Below are 17,494 nucleotides of genomic sequence, written 5' to 3'. Positions count from 1 at the left end.
AAGGGGTCAAGAATTGTCCATTTCTCCTAAAATTCGATCAAAAACCTGGTTTCTTCCCTTCTGGGTTTAATTTATTGAATTTTATTCCGTTAAAACAGACGATGGTGGAAAGGAAACCTATGACTTTGGAATCAACAGTGGAATCGATACTTACAAATCATTATGTCCCTTTACTTCAGCCTATTTTCTCGGTAGAGGAACAGACTGTTGTGGCTTACGAATCTTTAGGTCGCAAACGAGATGATCTTGGGAATTTGGTGGCAGTTCCAGAGTTTAGCGATCCTCATGTTTCGGCACTTCGAATGAGTATCATCGATCGGCAGTTGCTTGGTCTGGCACTTACTAAAATTCAATCCACAAAAGATCTTTTGTTTGTAAACATGTCACCCGACCAAGTGATTTTGGAATACGAAGAAAGCCGTTCCAATACCTTACCCATTTCTGATTTGGTAAATAGCTATGGGATTCCTTTAAATCAAATTGTTATAGAGATTACCGAAAAATCGGGAAGTTACGGAACCGATGTGTTAGCTGCTGGTGTTGAACTTTTACGAGAACAAGGATTTGGAATTGCATTGGATGATGTTGGATCTGAATCTTCCAACTTAGAAAGATTAGGTGCCATAAAACCAGATATCATAAAAATTGATTTAAACTTATTAAAAAAGTCTATTGAGAAAAGAGAATACCAATCGATTTTAGAGTATTTGAAACAAATTTCTTTAAGTATTGGTTCTCAATTGCTGTTTGAAGGAATTGAAACAGAGGAAGAGTTATACCGTGCCATTAGTTCTGGAGCTAGTCTTTTACAAGGTTATTTTTTAGGAAGACCTTCGGAACAAAATCATGATAAACGAAGTATTTGTGACATCGTCGTTCCTCACTTACAGTTGTATCATGAAATGAAACGAAGAGAAGTTGCTACAGAGATTGAATTCGAAAAACAAATCAAATCAAAACTAAATTCAATCCATTTAAAAACTATAAAGTTAGATAATCGTGTGATTATCGATCCACATTCTTTTTTTAAACTAGATTCTCATATTAAAAGAGTCTATGTAACAGATTGGCAAGGTACCCAAGTTTCACCTTATTATGAACGTACAAGTGAAACTGGTTTTAGTGAAAACCTTTTGTTAATTCAGAAAAACTGGTCTTATATGCCATTCTTTTATAAACATGTGAAACAAGTTTTCAGAGATACAGATAATTGGCAAGTGAGTGATCCCTATTGGGATAAAGAACTAAAAAAGAATGTGATTGTGTTTTCTCGTGTAAACGAATTGGGATATTCTTTTTTTGTAGATTTAACTTTAGATTAAAAGAATTCCTTTAAGATGGCAAACAAATCGCAATCCACATCAGTTCTTCTGATTCTTTTAAAAAAGCGGAATCTAATTTTATTTTGCCGTTTCTGGATCCTTTAACTAAACCAACAAAAGCTCCCCAAACAATGGCTATCAAAGCATCTGGTGGTAAGTTTCTAAACACGTTACGGTTGTTATGTGCAAAACGTGCTAAGAATTTTAAAAGTAAAGCTCGTTTTTCTATGCTCTTTTTATCCAAATGAGGGAGATTGTATTGCATCTCTAAAAAGTCAAAGGCAAGAGGATTTTCTCTTTGGAATTCAGCCATAGATTGCCAAATACAGTGAAACTGTTCTCTTGGATTTCCATTAGTCGGAAAATCAGATTTAATCTTATCATATAAACTTTCTTGCCAACGCTGGAAGAGACTATTTACCAATTCTTCTTTGCTGGCAAAATATCGATAAATAGTTCCTGCAGCTACATTCGCTTTTTCTGCTATGAGTGGAACTGCAGTCCCATCAAATCCTTTTGCAGTAAATAATTCTAAGGCTGCGTTCAGGATTTCTTCGCTTTTGTTTAGTTTTAAAGACTTTTCGACCAATGAGACTCACTACCATCCAAACAGTTTGGATGTATTGTTCCTTTTTCAATTGGGATCATTGAACCCCAAAATCTGATTCGTTTCATTCTTTTTTTAAAAAAGTACTTGTAAAGTAAAAAAAGGAATGAATATTCATTCATTATTTTGTGAGGGAAATACGGATTTACGATGGCAATTTCGAGAAAAATTCTAATTTCTAGGCGAACCGTTGTCAAAACCTCGGCTCTTGGGGCGGTTTTTCTTTTTCTTTCCACTTGGAAATGTAAACCAACTGAAAAATCGGTGATTGCCGGTCGGGGTCTTTCTTGCAGGTTTTTGGATCCAGAGGCTCAAGAAATTTTCGCCCATTTGTGTGAAGCCGTACTATTTAACTTTCTTCCTAAAGAACCTTCAGAAAAAGAAAAGGTCCTCAATGAGGTTATCCTGGGTATTGATTCTTATCTCTACACTTTACCAATCCATACTCAAGATGAAATTTTGGAAGCCATTCAGTTTTTAAAGCTAAGATTTGTTAGATGGTATTTGTTTGGATCAGGTTCTCATTGGGAATTAACAGATAGAAACGTAGTCATCAAAACATTGAACCAATGGAAGATGTCCTCTATTAGTTTATTTCGTTCTATTTTCTTTTTACTACAATCAATGATTACAATTGGATATTTTGATTCATCCTATTCGTGGAAACATGTCGGATATCCAGGTCCAAAACATGCATTAGGATTACGTCATGGATAAATTAATTAATGTTTCCTATCTAGAGAAAGATTTGGATTTAGAAGCAGACTTTGTTATCGTCGGTTCAGGTGCCGGCGGTGGAACTAGTGCTGAGATTTTATCAAAAGCAGGATACAAAGTAATTATCGTTGAAGAAGGAAACTATGAAACGAGTAAAGACTTTGATCTGAAAGAACTTTCTACTTTTAATCGACTGTACTTTGAAGGTGCAACTCGACCAACAAAAGATAAAGCATTTACCGTTGTGCAAGGAAGAACTGTTGGTGGTTCAACAGTAGTTAACTGGACTACTTGTATCAAAACACCGAAGGAAACGTTAGAGTATTGGGAAAATGATTTGGGTATAAGAGGATATAGTTCAGATGAATTAGAACCTTGGTTCCAAATTGCCTCAAATAGACTTTCCATTGAAACATGGGAAGCACATAATCATAATAACAACTTACTTAGTTTAGGTGCAAAAAAACTAGGCTGGCGTTATAGTTCAATTCCGCGTAATGTTAAAAATTGTCGAATGTTAGGATATTGTGGGTTGGGTTGTCCCGTTGATGCTAAACAAAGCCAACTAGTGACTACGATTCCTTCTGCTCTGAAAGAAAAAACTACGTTGTTGTACAATACAAAAGCGCTTCGTTATGAATGGAGTGAGAATCAAATCGATCATTTGGTATGTGAGCCTGCAGTTTATAAAACAGATAACAAACCAAAAATAAGATTATTTGCAAAACATTTTATTACCAGTGCAGGAGCCATTAATTCACCGGCATTACTTTTAAGATCCAAACTACCCGATCCTTACCAATTAATTGGAAAAAGAACTTTCGTACAATTGCATAATTATTCGGTAGCAGAAATGCCTTCTTCTGTATTTGGATTTTTCGGTGCTCCTCAATCTGTGGCTTCGGACGAATTTTTATGGAAGGATGGGGTTACAGGTAGAGCTGGTTATAATATTGAAGCAGTAGGTGCACAACCTATTGTTCTTATGAACTTGCGAAAGTTAGTGGGTGAAGAATTTGAATCTTATGTAAAAAGTTATCCAAACTTACATGTATTGGTTTCGCAAATTCGGGATGGATTTAACGATGATAGTCCCGGTGGAACGGTGAGTTTGAATGATGTTGGTTATCCAATCCTAGATTATCCATTGAATAACTATATGATTGATGGAATTAGGAGATCTTATTTATCAATGGCAGAGTGTCAGTTTGCAGCAGGAGCAAAAACTGTTGTTCCTGCTAATAATGCTGTGAGTCCTTTTTCTTCTTGGTCAGAAGCAAAAAAAGGGATTGAATCGATGACAATCCAATCTCCTAACACTGTTGTAAATTCCACACATCCGTTAGGTGGAAATCCAATGGGAAAAGATCCAAAAACTTCTGTAGTAGATACATTCGGAAAATTTCACCATCTAAAAAACTTATCAGTCATCGATGGATCCATTTTTCCTACAAGTTTGGGTGTAAATCCAAGTTTCACCATTTACGCGATTGCATCGAAACTAGCCACTCACTTGGGGAAAGAATTAAACTAATATTATGTTAACAAGAGTCGAAGAAATATTATTTGCTTCTATGATTTTTTTTCTAATGGTTGCGATGGGTACAACCTTAACCTTAGAAAATTTTAAAAAAGCAATCCAATCCAAAAAACCATTGTTAATTGGAATGATTTCCCAATTTGGATTTATGCCATTGATTGCTTTTGGACTCGCAACGGGATTTGAACTTTCTCCATCGTTTGCCATAGGATTAATTTTAGTTGGCTGTACACCAGGTGGAACAACTTCAAATTTATTAACCTATTATGCAAAAGGTGATGTTGCGTTAAGCATTAGTATGACCATTGCTTCGACAATTCTTGCCATCGTAATGATGCCATTTTTGTTTTGGCTGTATTGTTCTGGATTCAACGCAGAACAGATTCAAATTCCATATAAGAGTATTATTGGTTCCATTATTATCCTAATATTTCCCGTGTTAATCGGTATTAAGATTAGGTCAGCTAATCTTAAAATGGCGTTAAAAATTGAAAAAGTGGGAAGTGTTTTAGGAATTCTAATGATCGTATTTCTTTTGATAGTTATGGTTCCGAAAAATATTGAGATATTGAAAAAAACTACATCTGCAATGTATATTTCCGCGATTTTGATTACGATTCTGGGGTATATATTTGGTTATGCGCTAAGTAGGGTTTTAAATCTATCAGAGAAACAAAGTACAACCGTTTCTTTAGAAACAGGCATTCAAAATGGACCACTTACGATCGCAGTGATTTTACTTAGTTTTCCAGCAGGATTAGTGAACGAAATTTTGTGGATGCCCTTGTTATACGCATTATTTGTTCCGATCACATCTTCTTTCGCAACGTTATTATTTTACTTAAAATCTAAGAAAAACCAAAAGGAAATGATTCAATGAATTTTTATTTTTCGGAAGAACAAAACCGATTACGAGAAGCCGTAGCTGCTTACGCAAAGATCGCGGGTGCAGATCCCCAAAGAGATGTTGAAGAACGCGATAGTGAGTTTTCATGGGACGTATTGAGTGCGTTAGGTGAAAAAGGTTGGACTGGCGTAATTGTTCCAGAGGAATACGGCGGAATGGGCAAAGGCGCAATGGAATATACTATCATTATGGAAGAGACTGCCAAAGAATTAGTATATGGTCCACAGAATTTAATACAAGCTCAACAAGGTCTGTTAGCTGTTGGAACAGAAGAGCAAAAACGGAAATGGTTACCTGAACTTGCGAAAGGAAAGATTATGGCTGCCCAGGCAATTTCTGAACCAGATGCAGGATCGTCTTTTCAAAACATTCAAACAACTGCCGTAAAAGATGGAAATGAATGGGTGCTGAATGGATTAAAGGTACATATCAATTTGGGAAAAGAAGCACAGTTAATGATGGTGTTAGCGAAAACTGATAAAGGATTAACTGAATTCTTGGTAGATAAAGATTCGAAAGGAATTCGATACGAAAAACAAGATCCAATTGGTTTACGTTCAGCTCCTATGTATGATGTATACTTTGAAGATTGTCGTATTCCTGCTGATACTGTTTTAGGAAGAGAAGGCAGAGGGATCGAAACCTTTATGGCGATTTTTAAATTGAGTCGTCTTGGTGTGGCATCGCAGCTAATTGGAATTGCTCGGGGCTGTTTAGACCATGCCGTGTCCTTTACCAAATCTAGAAAGGTTGGTGAAAACAGAGTTTCAGATTTTCAAGGAATACAGTGGATCATTGCAAAACTTACCTCCGAATTAGAAGCTGCGAAACTGGCTAGAAACCAAGCTGCATGGTTACATGATCAAAAAGTAAATCATAATTTGGAAACTTCCATTGCCAAGTATCTTGCAGGAGTTGTTGCCGATGAAACTGTGAATAAAGCATTCACTCTCACGGGATCCCATGCATGTTACAGAAATCGTCCTTATGATCGTTATGTGAGAGAAGTCAAGTCGCTATTAGCTGGCGGTGGAAGTTCTGAAGTCATGTTAAACAATGTCGCTAGAGAAATCTTAAGACCATCTTATCACTATTAATATGAATTATATCTCTACAACTTTAGTTACAGGTGCGAATGGATTTATCGGGTTTGAACTATTAAAGGAACTTTCCAAAGATAAAAACCTAAAAATTCGTGTTACTGATTTAAGAAATGATAGAATTGATTCTTTAAAGAATCCAAATATTGAATTTGTTAAATCAGACATACGTAAAGAAGAAGAACTTCGACCATTAATGGATGGAGTGGATAGAATCTTTCATGTGGCGGGGATTTGTAATTTAAGTACAACTTACGATACTTTAAAACCAATCAATGTAAATGCTGTGGATAAAATCACAGATTTAGCATTAGAAAAGAAAGTAAAAGCGTACATTCACTTTAGTTCTTCTAGTGTTTACGGAACTTATAAAGGGAATCCATTTCAGGAGACAGATCTTTGTTTCCCTAAGGACTCTTATGGTAAAAGTAAATATGATGGAGAACAAATTGTAATGAGTAAAATTCCGAAAGGTCTTAAAGCAGTGATTTTAAGACCTTGTACGGTTTACGGCCCTGGTTGCAATGATGGTGCTGGAAAGGTTTTTTCTAGGCCAGGAAAAATAGCAGGAATTCCAGGAAACGGAAAACAAAAGTTAGCAAATGTTAGGGTAGAGGATGTGGCATCGGCTGCAATCTATCTTTCAGAGAATGAATCTGTTTTTGGTGGAATTTTTAATGTAGCAGATGATAGCCATCCAAGTTTAGAAGAGGCTTTGAGTTTAGCTGCAGATGCTTTTGGTTCAAAAATTAATAAGGTCCACATCCCTTTAGGTTTTTTAAAGGTTTTAGCAAAGTTAGAAGCACCTATTGCCAAACTGAGAGGGAAAATTCCCGATTTGGAATATGAAGCCATCAAATATCTGTATAACGACTATTATATGGATAATCGAAAACTGAAATCGGTAGGTTATACTTTAAAGTATCCTGATTTCAAAAGTTCAATTTTAAAAATGAAATAGTTTTCTATAGGAGATAAGGAAATGAGTAAAGTCATAGTAATCAGTGGAATTGCACAAGGAATGGGAAGAGAAGTATCTCTTATGTTAGCGGCCCAAGGTCATATCATCTGTGGATTTGATATTGAAAAAAAGTATTTAGATAGTTTATCTTCTGAATTAACTAAGTTAAATGCAAAGTTTCATTTAGAACAATTGAGTATTACCGAAACAGAAAAAATTATAAAGTTTAAAGATACCGTTCTAAAAAAATTCGGAAATGTGGATACAGTTGTATCAAATGTTGGAATTGGTTTTTTCGGTCCATTTGAAGAAGTAGATTTAAACAAGGCTCTTCAATGTTTTGATATCAATGTTATCGGTTGTGCAAGACTTTTACAATCATTCCTTCCTTCTATGCGTATTGCAAAAAAAGGAAAACTGATTGTAATGTCCTCTCTTGTGGGCCAAGTTCCTTTTCCTTTTGAATCTATCTATTCAGCCACAAAATTTGCGATTGAGGGGATGGTATCTTCCTTACGTTATGAAGTAACTCCATTTGGTATTCAAGTGGCCATGATCCAACCAGCGCAAGTATCTACAAACTTTGCAGCAAAAGCACAAAAGTTACCAGAAAAAAATTCACCATATTATGATCGTTGTGTGCGTTTTATCAATAGAGATAATGATTTGATCCGAACCGCTACGAATCCTATTCAGGCAGCGGAAAAGATAGTTAAGGTTATTGTTTCTAACAAACCTAAGTTATTCAACCAAGTAGATTTTATGAGTACATTCTTTTTAGGACTAAACCGCTTTTTGCCACAAAAAATCAAAGATAAAATTTTGTTAAACCATATGAATATCAACGTTTAGGAATGGATATGAAGGTTCCCAATTTAGAAAAAAAAACTTTGTATAACTTAGTACAAGAAGGAAGACGTTTGTACGGCGATCTTCCTGTTCAAAGTTATAAAGATAATAAAAAAAATTATTTTGATATTAGTTATAATGAATTTGTTTCTTCAGTGGAAAGTTTATCCAAGGGATTACTTTATTTAAATGTAAATTCTGGAGAAAGAATCGGAATCATTGCTGATGTAGGCCACCAATGGTTACAAGTAAGTATGGCCATCACAAATATAGGTTGTGTGGATGTTCCTAGAGGAACCGATGCAACTTTAGATGACATCAGTTATATATTAACCCACGCAAACTGTAAAATTGTCTTTATTGAAAACGAAAAAACGTTACTTAAGTTTTTACCTGAACTAAAAAAACTGAAAATTGAAACTATTGTTTTATTTGGGGACAATCGAAGTGAAAATACCGAATTAGGTTTTCCAATTTTAAATTTTTCAGAATTGAAGAGAGCCGGCGCCTCCATTAGTGATGATAAATTTCATTCAAGAGGAAAAGAAATCCAGGAAGAAGATTTAGCTACTATCATTTATACTTCTGGTACAACAGGAAAACCAAAAGGTGTTATGTTAACACATGGGAGTATTCTTTTTGAAATTCATTCCCTTGTGGCTGAATTTCGAAAAACAGGAGTTCGAGTGGGAGAAGGTGATGTCACTTTAGGTTTCCTTCCTCCTTGGCATAGCGGTGAAAGAATTTTTGAAACTATCTGTTTTTATTCGGGTATCAAAATTGCTTTTACAACGGTTGCCGAGTTAGGAAAGGACTTAGCAAAGGCAAAACCTACAATTTTATTTACCGTTCCTCGTGTTTGGGAAAGTTTTTATGATAAAATTAGAGATACCATTAACAAAAGTAATCTATTCAAAAAATATTTTTTGAAATTACTTGTTTGGAACTCTGTTAATTTTTCCATTTGTTTTGATATTGCTTTTGATCGAATTCCAAGGTTAAATTCACCTAAAACAATAGCGCAACTGTTATCACAAGTTTTTCATTTCATTAAATTAGTCATTTATCTTCCGCTGCTCCCTATTTCTAAATTGGTACTATCAAAAATATTATCAGTATTAGGTGGTAAATTGCGTTATGCTTTCGCTGGTGCAGGAGCATTGCAAGCCGAAGTTGATAGGTTTATGTATGCAATTGGAATGCCTATATTAGAAGTCTACGGGATGACAGAGAATTCAGGTGTTTCTACCATAAGACATTATAATGATTTTTCAATTGGTAATGTTGGAAAACCCATTGAAGGAGTAACAATTAAACTTATTGATGAGTTTGGAAAGGAAATCAAAAAACCAGGAATCAAGGGTGTAGCACACCATCATGGATTCCATAATATGAAAGGTTACTATTTGGAAGAGGAAAAAACAAAAGCAGTGTTAACCGAAGATCGTTGGTTAAATTCTGGTGACCTACTTGTTTATACAGCTCAAGGTACTTTGAAGTTTGCTGGTAGAGCCAAAGATACAATTGTTCTCTCTGGAGGTGAAAATGTCGAACCAGAGCCAATAGAAATTTGTTTGAAACAAAGTGAATATATAGACCAAGCAGTTGTCGTTGGACAAGATAAAAAAACGTTATCAGTATTAATCCTGTTAAATTTGGAAAAAGTACAATCCTATTTAAATTTGCACTCGATCCCTTTGGATTTGAACCATTGTATCTACAACGAAGACGAGAATTTACAAAAGTTAATCAAAGAAGAAGTAAAAAGGTTTATATCTGATAAAAATGGATTTAAAGCTTTTGAAAGAATTTCAAATATTTATATCTTACAAAATCCTTTTGTTGTACATGATGAATTAACCCAAACACAAAAAGTGAAACGAAATAGAGTTCAAGAAAAGTATCATAATGAAATTGAATCTATGTATCGCAAATAGGGAGAAATATAGTGCAAACATATAAATCTTGGAACATAAGTATAGAAGACCGAGTTGCAACGCTTACATTACAAACGAATGATTTGAATGTAATGAATATGGATTCTCTTTTTGAACTAAAGAAAATTAGTAAAGAGTTAGATGAAAATCAAAATGTTTGGGTCATCATTTTGCAGGGTGCAGGAAAACATTTTTCGTCCGGTGTAAACATAGATATTTTAAATAAAGTGACTGAAATCAATACTGAAGACTTCAAACATAACATGCGCGAAATGCAAAGTTGTTTTACCGCATTTGAAAATATCAAAAAGCCAACAATTGCCAAAATGCAAGGATTTTGTATGGGTGGTGGATTTATGTTGAGTTTATGTTGTGATTTTAGAATCGCTAGCGAAAAGTCGGTATTTTCAATTCCTCTTGTTAAATTAGGGTTAACTGTTCTTATGGGAACCAATCGAATTACTAGAAATGCTGGCGTGGCTGCAACAAATGAATTAGTTATGTTAGGTGATAAATTTAATCCTGAAAAAGCATTACAACTTAACTTAGTCACCAAAATAGTTTCTCCTGATCATTTAGAAGACTCTGTGAAACAATTTGCAAATAAGTTTAAATCTTTACCTCCCAAAACTATTTCGATTACGAAACAAATTATAAAACAAGGGGATAAAATTCCTTTAGACCAGAGTTTAGAGTTAGAAATCGAATTACAATCGCAGATTTTAGGTTCTTCAGATTTAAAAGAAGCTCTAGATAGTTTTACTAATCAACGGAAACCTATTTTTACTGGCAACTAACAATGAGTATTGATTCTCTTTGGCAGAATGGAAAAGTAACAGTCAACCGAATCCGAATCGTTCTTTTTTTTATATTCTTTTTTGCGTTACTTGGAACGAGAGAAAGTATGCCAAAAGCAATGTTTACGATCCATTTGTCTGGAACATTGATTATGGGTATTTATGCTACCATTTGTTATCTTTGGTTAAAAAACGGAAATCCACCGGATTGGTTTCATAAATTTCTCATTGTTTTAGACATTGGAATTCACTTAATCAATACATCTATTGACTGTAGTATGGGCCCTCTAGAGGCGAAGTCTGCCTTAAATAACACTGCAGTGTTACTCGTTGTGTATTTTTATTTAATATACTCTGGGTTTTTAGGAAGTCCAAAATTTGTTTTGTTTAATGGATGTTTGTCGGGGTTTGGTGTTTTTTTATCTTATTTTATTTCTGTCTCTTATGGTGGATTGATTCCGACTGAAGATCCAACTCTTTATATACAAACGGGTTATGTGGGAACTTCTGCTGAAATCATTAAAGGTATATTTATTATTGTTAGTGGAGTTTTACTCTCAAGGCTTATTGCCCTTTTGATACAAATCAGTGATAAAGGAATGGAAAAGGCAAAAGAATCGGAAGACTTATTTCAAAAATCAATTTTACAAAAGAAAATGGTGCAAGGTGCTGCAGTTAATTTAGAATCTTCAATTCAAAGTTGTGGAAATTACATTTCTAAAACAGCAGAAAGATTAGAATCTCAAGCGGCATCTTTAGAACAAGTGACAGCAATCAACACAGAACTATTTTCTTCTTTTGAATCGAATGCTAAGATTATCAATGATCAAAATATAAAAATTTCTGATTTATTCTCTGGATCGAACGAACTAAATCAGTTGGTTAAAACGATCAGTGAAACAAATCAGGATTTAATTTTATTGGCCAATGAAAATAAAAAAGATACAACGGAAATTGCTGTGGTCTCTCAAAGAACTAGTGAATACTTATCTTCCATAAAATCTTCTTTTGATAAGGTAGATGAAATCAATCAAATTGTCGCCGAAATCGGAGAGAAAACAAATCTACTTGCATTGAATGCTTCCATTGAAGCGGCTCGTGCTGGTGAAGTAGGTAGGGGATTTGCTGTTGTTGCGAGCGAAGTAAGTAAACTTGCAGACTTTACAGCAACAAATGCAAAAATTATTTCAGAAGTTGTAGGCAACTCGCGAAAGTTTATATTTAACGCAGCTGAAGTTTCTGCTCAAACAGGGAAATTTACTACAAATCAAATTCAAAAATTAGAAATAACAACAGAGAAAGTGAGTTATATGCATGAACTTTTTGAAAAACAAAAAGGAATTATTTATGATACCTTAGCTCGTTTGAACGAAATCAATGATTTATCGTCACAAATATCACTTAGTACGAAAGAACAAATTTCAGGACAAACCGAAGTGAATAAAGGAATCCTTTCCTTAGAAGATGAGGTGAGTCAAATTTCGGATGCTTCCAGAAATTTGGAGCAGTATGTAGAACAAATTAGAATTCAATCTCAAGAGTTATTGACTTTAAGCAACTCCTAGTATAATATTTGTTTTTTGGAGAACATTTATGTTTTATAGCAAACCACAGGTGTTAATTGTCTTAGGTATTTTTTTCCTAAGCTTTTGTATATTCAATTGTTCTAATGCTACATTAGAACCTGGTCAAACCGTAGACCAACATGGAAAAACCATCACGCTCATTCCCGAACCTGGCACAAATCCGACTATTCAAAAGGAAATCAAAAGCCCAATCCCACTTTTGTTAGTCGATGGAAAACTAAATGTTTCTGGTTGGTCAAGATACCCTCATTTCCAAATAAATGAATCCTTTATTAAGGCTGAACCAAAACGATACAAACGATGGGAACATTATACATTTTATAACGAAAAATTTGGTGGAGCTGTTACTGTTACCGATATTGGAAATTTAGCAATGGGTAGCATTGAACTTTTAGATTTCTCCACTGGCAAAGTGATTTTTTCAAAAACTGAATTGGTAAGACCTGGTGAGATTTTTTTTCCTACTAATACAACAGATCCAATCGAATTCAAAAAAGGGGATCAGTTCATTCGCATTACGAAACTAAAAGGCAAAAGAGTCATTGAATATTCTATCATTGGTGATTCCAATTCTGATTTTATCAAAGGTAATTTAGAGTTGGAAGAAAAAGCAGCAGAGGCCCTTGCCGTGATTACTCCTTTTTCCGAATCAACCTTCTTTTATGAATACAAAATGCCAAGTTTGTTATGTAAAGGTTCAATCCAACATAACAATATCAATTATGAATTTAATGATAAGAGTTATGCTGTATTAGATTGGGGAAGAGGCACATGGCCAGAAAAAAACAAATGGCTTTGGGCAGCAGGTGCTGGTCTTGTTGATGGAGAATTACTAAGTTTAAACTTAGGATATGGATTTGGAATTCCAAACAACGCTACTGAAAATGGAATCGTTTATAAAGGAAAGGTTCATAAACTAGATAAAGTTACATGGAAGTATGATGTAACAGATTACAAAAAACCTTGGAAGTTTATCAGTAACGAAGGTCGTTTGGAACTCGAATTCACACCTGTTTATCTTTTGCATTCAGACATTGACTTAATGGGAATGATTGGTTTCTTAAAACAATTATACCAAAACTTTACCTTCGCTGAAATATTGGAACTTCTTAAGACAGAAGCTTATTTAAATAAAGCATTTGGACATTACAACGGTTATGTTGTTTTGGACAATGGCACAAAACTAATAGTAAAAGATCTTGCTGGTTTTGCAGAACAAATGTACCAACAATGGTAATTTAAAATTTATAGTTTCTAAGTGTTTCTAATCTGATTGTGCTGAAAATCACAATCAGAGTGAGGGTGGCTCCTGCGGCGATTACAGCGGTGTCTATTGGTAATTTTACCAATAGAAGTCCAGAAAGAAGACCTGACGTTGCCGGTACAACTTGACTTGTGATTGTATATAAACTCACAAGTCTACCTCTATATTCTGTAGTTACTTCTGATTGTAAGATAGCAACGATTAAACTAATACTAGCACCTGCTCCAAATCCACTAAATAGTAAAAATAAAACAGAGACCCATACAATTTTACTAAACCCAATTCCTAAAAAACCCAACCCACAAAATAAACCGGCCAAAAGTATCATTTTTCCATAACCAACGTGTTTTGCCAGTTTCAAAGAAACTCCTCCACCAATTAACAAAGCAATGGCGAGTCCTCCCAAAAAAAATCCTCGTTCCAATTCTCCCAGTTTCAAAATTCCTTTGGCAAACCGGGGCATCATTACTTGGACCGGGCCCATCGAGCAGTAAATGATAATCGAAAAAAGTAAGGTTTGTTTAAGGAGAGTGTGATTTTTAGCATAAGAAACCCCACGTAAAATCCGATCCCAAGCAGAGGAATTTTTACCAAGACCATCCGTTCGAATTCCCAAAAGAAGAACCATTGCAAGAATAAATAAACTGATTCCCGTTAGGTGAACCATTTCCCAGGAGTTCAATTTCCGGCAAAAAGCAAGAATTGGAGGAGCAGCTCCAAAACCAAGCATCACAAGAATATTAAATACTACTGCTAACTTTACTTGGCGCTCCCCTGCAAGCCTTCCCAGAAGGGACATCCGTGCGGGAGCAAGAACAGACCAACCAACGCCAGCAAAAGCAGCACCAAGTAGGTAAATGATCACTGCAAGTTCACCTTCCATGCGAGAAGAAAGGTTTAATAAACCAAGAGAAACTAAAAAAGAAACATGGGCACCTTGTGCTAATTTTTGAGGTGAATAAGAATCACACCAAGCACCCGCAAACCAACCAAGAATGAGTGGGACACCAAAACACAAACCAAAACCGAGACCAGCAAGGGCATCTGCATTCCAAACATCTTGTGCGTACAAAATGACGCTGTAGTTTGTTAGGTGGCCTGCTAAAAATCCTAAAAAAGAGGCAGCCAAAAATCTTACAATTTGTCCTTGGTTATAGTTTGTTATTGAATTCATTTTGATTGTTTAATTTCCATCAGTGTTGGTTGTCCATCTTCAATATGCCAACTAGGGAAGGCACCATTACAAGTGTAGGCTTTTCCATCGGGACCAAATTCTACATCTCTAGTAAAAGTAACTTTTCGACTCATTGGATAAACTTTCCATTCTTCTGTATTGATATCCATTGCCATAAGATTGTCCGAAGAAGTACCATTCACCCAAACTAAGTTTCTTGGTCTGTCTACGTTAAGAGAATAAGGAGTTTCTACTCCATCTACAGCAGTAGGCAAAGGATACAATTTAAATTTACCATCTTCTGGTGTGTACTTAGCAATAGAACCTTCAGGAAATGCAGAGATCCAAATATGATTGTCTTTATCGATTCTTAGGCGACGTGGTCCTTGGAAAGGTGTTTCAATCAATTGAAAACTATCATCTTTGGGATTGATCACACCAATTGTATCGGCGTGTAATCGAGTGAACCAAACATTTCCATTGGGTGCGATATCAATTCCATAAGGAAGAGGCATTCCACTCACACGTTCATCCACAGGAAGTAAGTGCATTGGGAAACCCCAGTTCATCAACTTCACAATGAATCCGCTGATCCATAAACTAAAACTTTCCTTTTTGGTTCTAGCTGGTAAGTTATAGTTTTTGAATGTATTTTTTTTACGATCAAACATTCCCACTTGGTTGGAAAGAGCTAATGTAAACCAAACTCGATCTTCATCATCAATACGAACCGTGTGAGGATACAATCCATCAGCAAACATATGGTCTGTGAATTTTTTTGAAATCGGATCAAACTCAGTGATTCTTTTTTGTAAGGATGGTGTGATGAATATATGTCCGTCCACTGGAGACTCTGCTAAGGAATGTAGGCCTACATAAGTTTCATGTTTTTGGAAAGATCGTAATCTTCCAGGAAGAAGCCCACCAAGTTCGTCTTCTGGTTGTTTGGGAACTTTGTAAACTACCGTTTTACCTGTGTTAGGGTTAATTTCCCAAAGTCTGTCTTGAATATTATCACCCACATACACTAAACCTGTTTTTTTATGATACAAAAGATCATGCATTTGGGAAAAACTATCACCCATTGGCCATTCGCGAATTACAGCACCGTATAATTCTTTTCCCCAAGTGCGACCTGGTTTTACACGTTCAGGATGTTTGAGTAAATCTACATAAGCATTTGATAATAATGACGGGAGTTTCTTTTTGGCTTTGCCGTGTGGCCTTGCACCATATCCCATCATTCGATTGATGATATCTTCCCAATCTCCTTCTGAAAATGCGCGGCGCATAAAAAAACTACCTTGTTGGTGACAGAACCCACATTGTTCCATGTAAGTTTTTCTTAAATCCTTATCTTCGCCAAAATCTAAGGCCGCTACCCAACTATTGGATGGGTATTGACTGGCAAGAAGGTTGATATCTACTACTTTCTCCATTCGAAAGGATTGGAATGAACCAGAGGAAAAGGCCCTTAAGTTTTGGTCTTTGTATCCAATTTTTCGCAAACGAATAACCACTGAGGGCGCATAAGGAAAAGGAACTTGTACTTTTCCGTTGGGGTTTGTAAACATAGTCACTTCTGGTGTAATCGTAAATTCCAAACCTTCGGGAGGATATCCATGATCATCTCGAGGAGGTACTTGCGGTTTTTCTGCTTTGACAGTGACCATAACCAGATCTAAAGGTTTTCCAGAAGAATCTTTCACTTCGATGTCAATGGCAAATAACGGGAAATAGGTGAATATAGAAAATAACAAAAAGTATTTAACGTTCATGGTAAGGAACTCCTTTGGCTTTTAAATATTGAATGAATGTTTCTTTGGATGTGAATTTGGGTGTGTATCCAAATTCTGTTTTTAGTTTTTTATTGGATAAAACAGGTCTATATCTTAAAAAATCAATTTGATCAGGACCGTATTGTGTTAGGCGGAACATTCGCAGAATAAAAAGCACCGACTGTAATAAAAACGCAGGAATTGGCAAATAAGGTTTTTTAATCATAGAACTAATTTCCTTTAGAGTCATAGCCCCATCTCCAGCAAGATTGAACTGTCCTTCTTTTTTTTCCAATATACCTTTGATGATGATTTGAATGACATCTTCATCCCAAATAAAAACAAAAGGACTTAGATGTCCGAAAACACCCATAACAAATGGTTTTCGAAACATATCGGTAATTAGGTTATTGACGGTAGCTCCTAAGATGGTTCCGGGTCTTAAGATTAGTTGTTTTAATTCAGGATGTTGGGTGCGGTAACTCACAAGAAGTTCTTCTACTTCCTTTTTATGCCTAGAATAAACAAAAGCAGAATGTCCCCGAATAGGATCTGTTTCCTCGATCCAATCTCTATTGTCTTTATGATATCCATAAGCGGCCCCGGAACTGGTAATGATAACTTGTTCGGTTTGAGAAAGGACAGCACCATCTAACACATTCTTTGTGCCTTCCACATCAATTTTATGTTGGATTTCTTCACTCATTCCTGGTGGTGGATTTAAAATGGAAGCCAAATGCACTATAGAATTAGGTTTCCATTTTTGAATCAGTGAAATCACTTCTTCTTTCTTCGTGATGTCTAAAATTTGAAATTCGACATTGGAAAAATTTTCTAAACCATTAAAAGGTTTTATATCTGTTGAAAAAATTTTCCAATTTGGAAAGGATTTAGATATATGTTGGATGAGCGAGGTACCGATGTATCCGGCACCTCCTGTAATCAATACTCTCAA

General features: G+C 35.4%; 15 protein-coding genes. 11 read left to right on the top strand and 4 right to left on the bottom strand.

Translation table 11 applies throughout. The features are described 5' to 3' along the window. Positions 1-119 precede the first annotated feature (119 nt). Entirely contained in the window at positions 120-1,322 is a 1,203-nt protein-coding gene (locus tag EHR07_RS10955) for an EAL domain-containing protein (protein WP_135745117.1), read from the top strand. A gap of 10 nt (positions 1,323-1,332) precedes the next feature. Here the strand turns inward: EHR07_RS10955 and EHR07_RS10950 are convergent, their stop codons facing one another. Further along, complete coding sequence (locus EHR07_RS10950; protein WP_135745116.1) at positions 1,333-1,911, bottom strand: TetR/AcrR family transcriptional regulator; 579 nt, start codon at positions 1,909-1,911, stop codon at positions 1,333-1,335. Between the two features lie 168 nt (positions 1,912-2,079). Between EHR07_RS10950 and EHR07_RS10945 the strand changes: the two genes are divergently transcribed. The 10 genes from EHR07_RS10945 to EHR07_RS10900 are packed head-to-tail and all read left to right on the top strand — an operon-like array spanning position 2,080 to position 13,560. Beyond that, positions 2,080-2,646 (top strand): hypothetical protein, encoded by a 567-nt coding sequence (locus tag EHR07_RS10945; RefSeq protein WP_135745115.1) that lies wholly within the window; start codon positions 2,080-2,082, stop codon positions 2,644-2,646. Continuing rightward, positions 2,639-4,180: a GMC family oxidoreductase N-terminal domain-containing protein gene (locus EHR07_RS10940; RefSeq protein ID WP_135745114.1), complete on the top strand. Its 1,542-nt coding sequence runs from the start codon at positions 2,639-2,641 to the stop codon at positions 4,178-4,180. Before EHR07_RS10945 ends, EHR07_RS10940 begins: the two co-directional genes overlap by 8 nt. 4 nt (positions 4,181-4,184) lie before the next feature. Further along, positions 4,185-5,066 (top strand): bile acid:sodium symporter, encoded by an 882-nt coding sequence (locus tag EHR07_RS10935; RefSeq protein WP_135745113.1) that lies wholly within the window; start codon positions 4,185-4,187, stop codon positions 5,064-5,066. After that, entirely contained in the window at positions 5,063-6,190 is a 1,128-nt protein-coding gene (locus EHR07_RS10930) for an acyl-CoA dehydrogenase family protein (protein WP_135745112.1), read from the top strand. The genes EHR07_RS10935 and EHR07_RS10930 overlap by 4 nt, the downstream gene beginning before the upstream one ends. Before the next feature lies 1 nt (position 6,191). Then, the gene (locus tag EHR07_RS10925; protein WP_135745111.1) at positions 6,192-7,154 is read left to right on the top strand and encodes an NAD-dependent epimerase/dehydratase family protein; all 963 of its coding nucleotides are present in this window, start codon (positions 6,192-6,194) and stop codon (positions 7,152-7,154) included. A 21-nt stretch (positions 7,155-7,175) separates the two neighbouring features. Then, positions 7,176-8,006 (top strand): SDR family NAD(P)-dependent oxidoreductase, encoded by an 831-nt coding sequence (locus tag EHR07_RS10920; RefSeq protein ID WP_135745110.1) that lies wholly within the window; start codon positions 7,176-7,178, stop codon positions 8,004-8,006. 8 nt (positions 8,007-8,014) lie between these two features. Then, positions 8,015-9,940: an AMP-dependent synthetase/ligase gene (locus tag EHR07_RS10915; protein WP_135745109.1), complete on the top strand. Its 1,926-nt coding sequence runs from the start codon at positions 8,015-8,017 to the stop codon at positions 9,938-9,940. Positions 9,941-9,951: 11 nt separating this feature from the next. Further along, positions 9,952-10,737 carry an enoyl-CoA hydratase/isomerase family protein gene (locus tag EHR07_RS10910; protein ID WP_135745108.1) on the top strand — a complete coding sequence of 262 codons (786 nt, stop codon included), beginning with the start codon at positions 9,952-9,954 and terminating at the stop codon, positions 10,735-10,737. Between the two features lie 2 nt (positions 10,738-10,739). Then, a complete protein-coding gene (locus EHR07_RS10905) occupies positions 10,740-12,302 on the top strand; it encodes a methyl-accepting chemotaxis protein (protein ID WP_135745107.1) in 1,563 nt (520 codons plus the stop codon). Positions 12,303-12,330: 28 nt separating this feature from the next. Further along, positions 12,331-13,560 carry a DUF2804 domain-containing protein gene (locus EHR07_RS10900; protein ID WP_135745106.1) on the top strand — a complete coding sequence of 410 codons (1,230 nt, stop codon included), beginning with the start codon at positions 12,331-12,333 and terminating at the stop codon, positions 13,558-13,560. A gap of 1 nt (position 13,561) precedes the next feature. Here EHR07_RS10900 and EHR07_RS10895 read toward each other — a convergent pair whose 3' ends face one another. The 3 genes from EHR07_RS10895 to EHR07_RS10885 are packed head-to-tail and all read right to left on the bottom strand — an operon-like array spanning position 13,562 to position 17,494. Continuing rightward, entirely contained in the window at positions 13,562-14,761 is a 1,200-nt protein-coding gene (locus tag EHR07_RS10895; RefSeq protein ID WP_135745105.1) for an MFS transporter, read from the bottom strand. Then, entirely contained in the window at positions 14,758-16,539 is a 1,782-nt protein-coding gene (locus EHR07_RS10890; protein WP_135745104.1) for a Vgb family protein, read from the bottom strand. The genes EHR07_RS10895 and EHR07_RS10890 overlap by 4 nt, the downstream gene beginning before the upstream one ends. Then, on the bottom strand, positions 16,529-17,494 hold the full coding sequence (locus EHR07_RS10885; protein WP_135745103.1) for an NAD-dependent epimerase/dehydratase family protein: 966 nt from the start codon (positions 17,492-17,494) through the stop codon (positions 16,529-16,531). Before EHR07_RS10885 ends, EHR07_RS10890 begins: the two co-directional genes overlap by 11 nt.

Origin of the sequence: Leptospira bandrabouensis, assembly GCF_004770905.1 — a bacterium.
Lineage (GTDB): Bacteria > Spirochaetota > Leptospiria > Leptospirales > Leptospiraceae > Leptospira_A > Leptospira_A bandrabouensis.
This window is presented reverse-complemented; position numbering and strand designations above follow the sequence as displayed.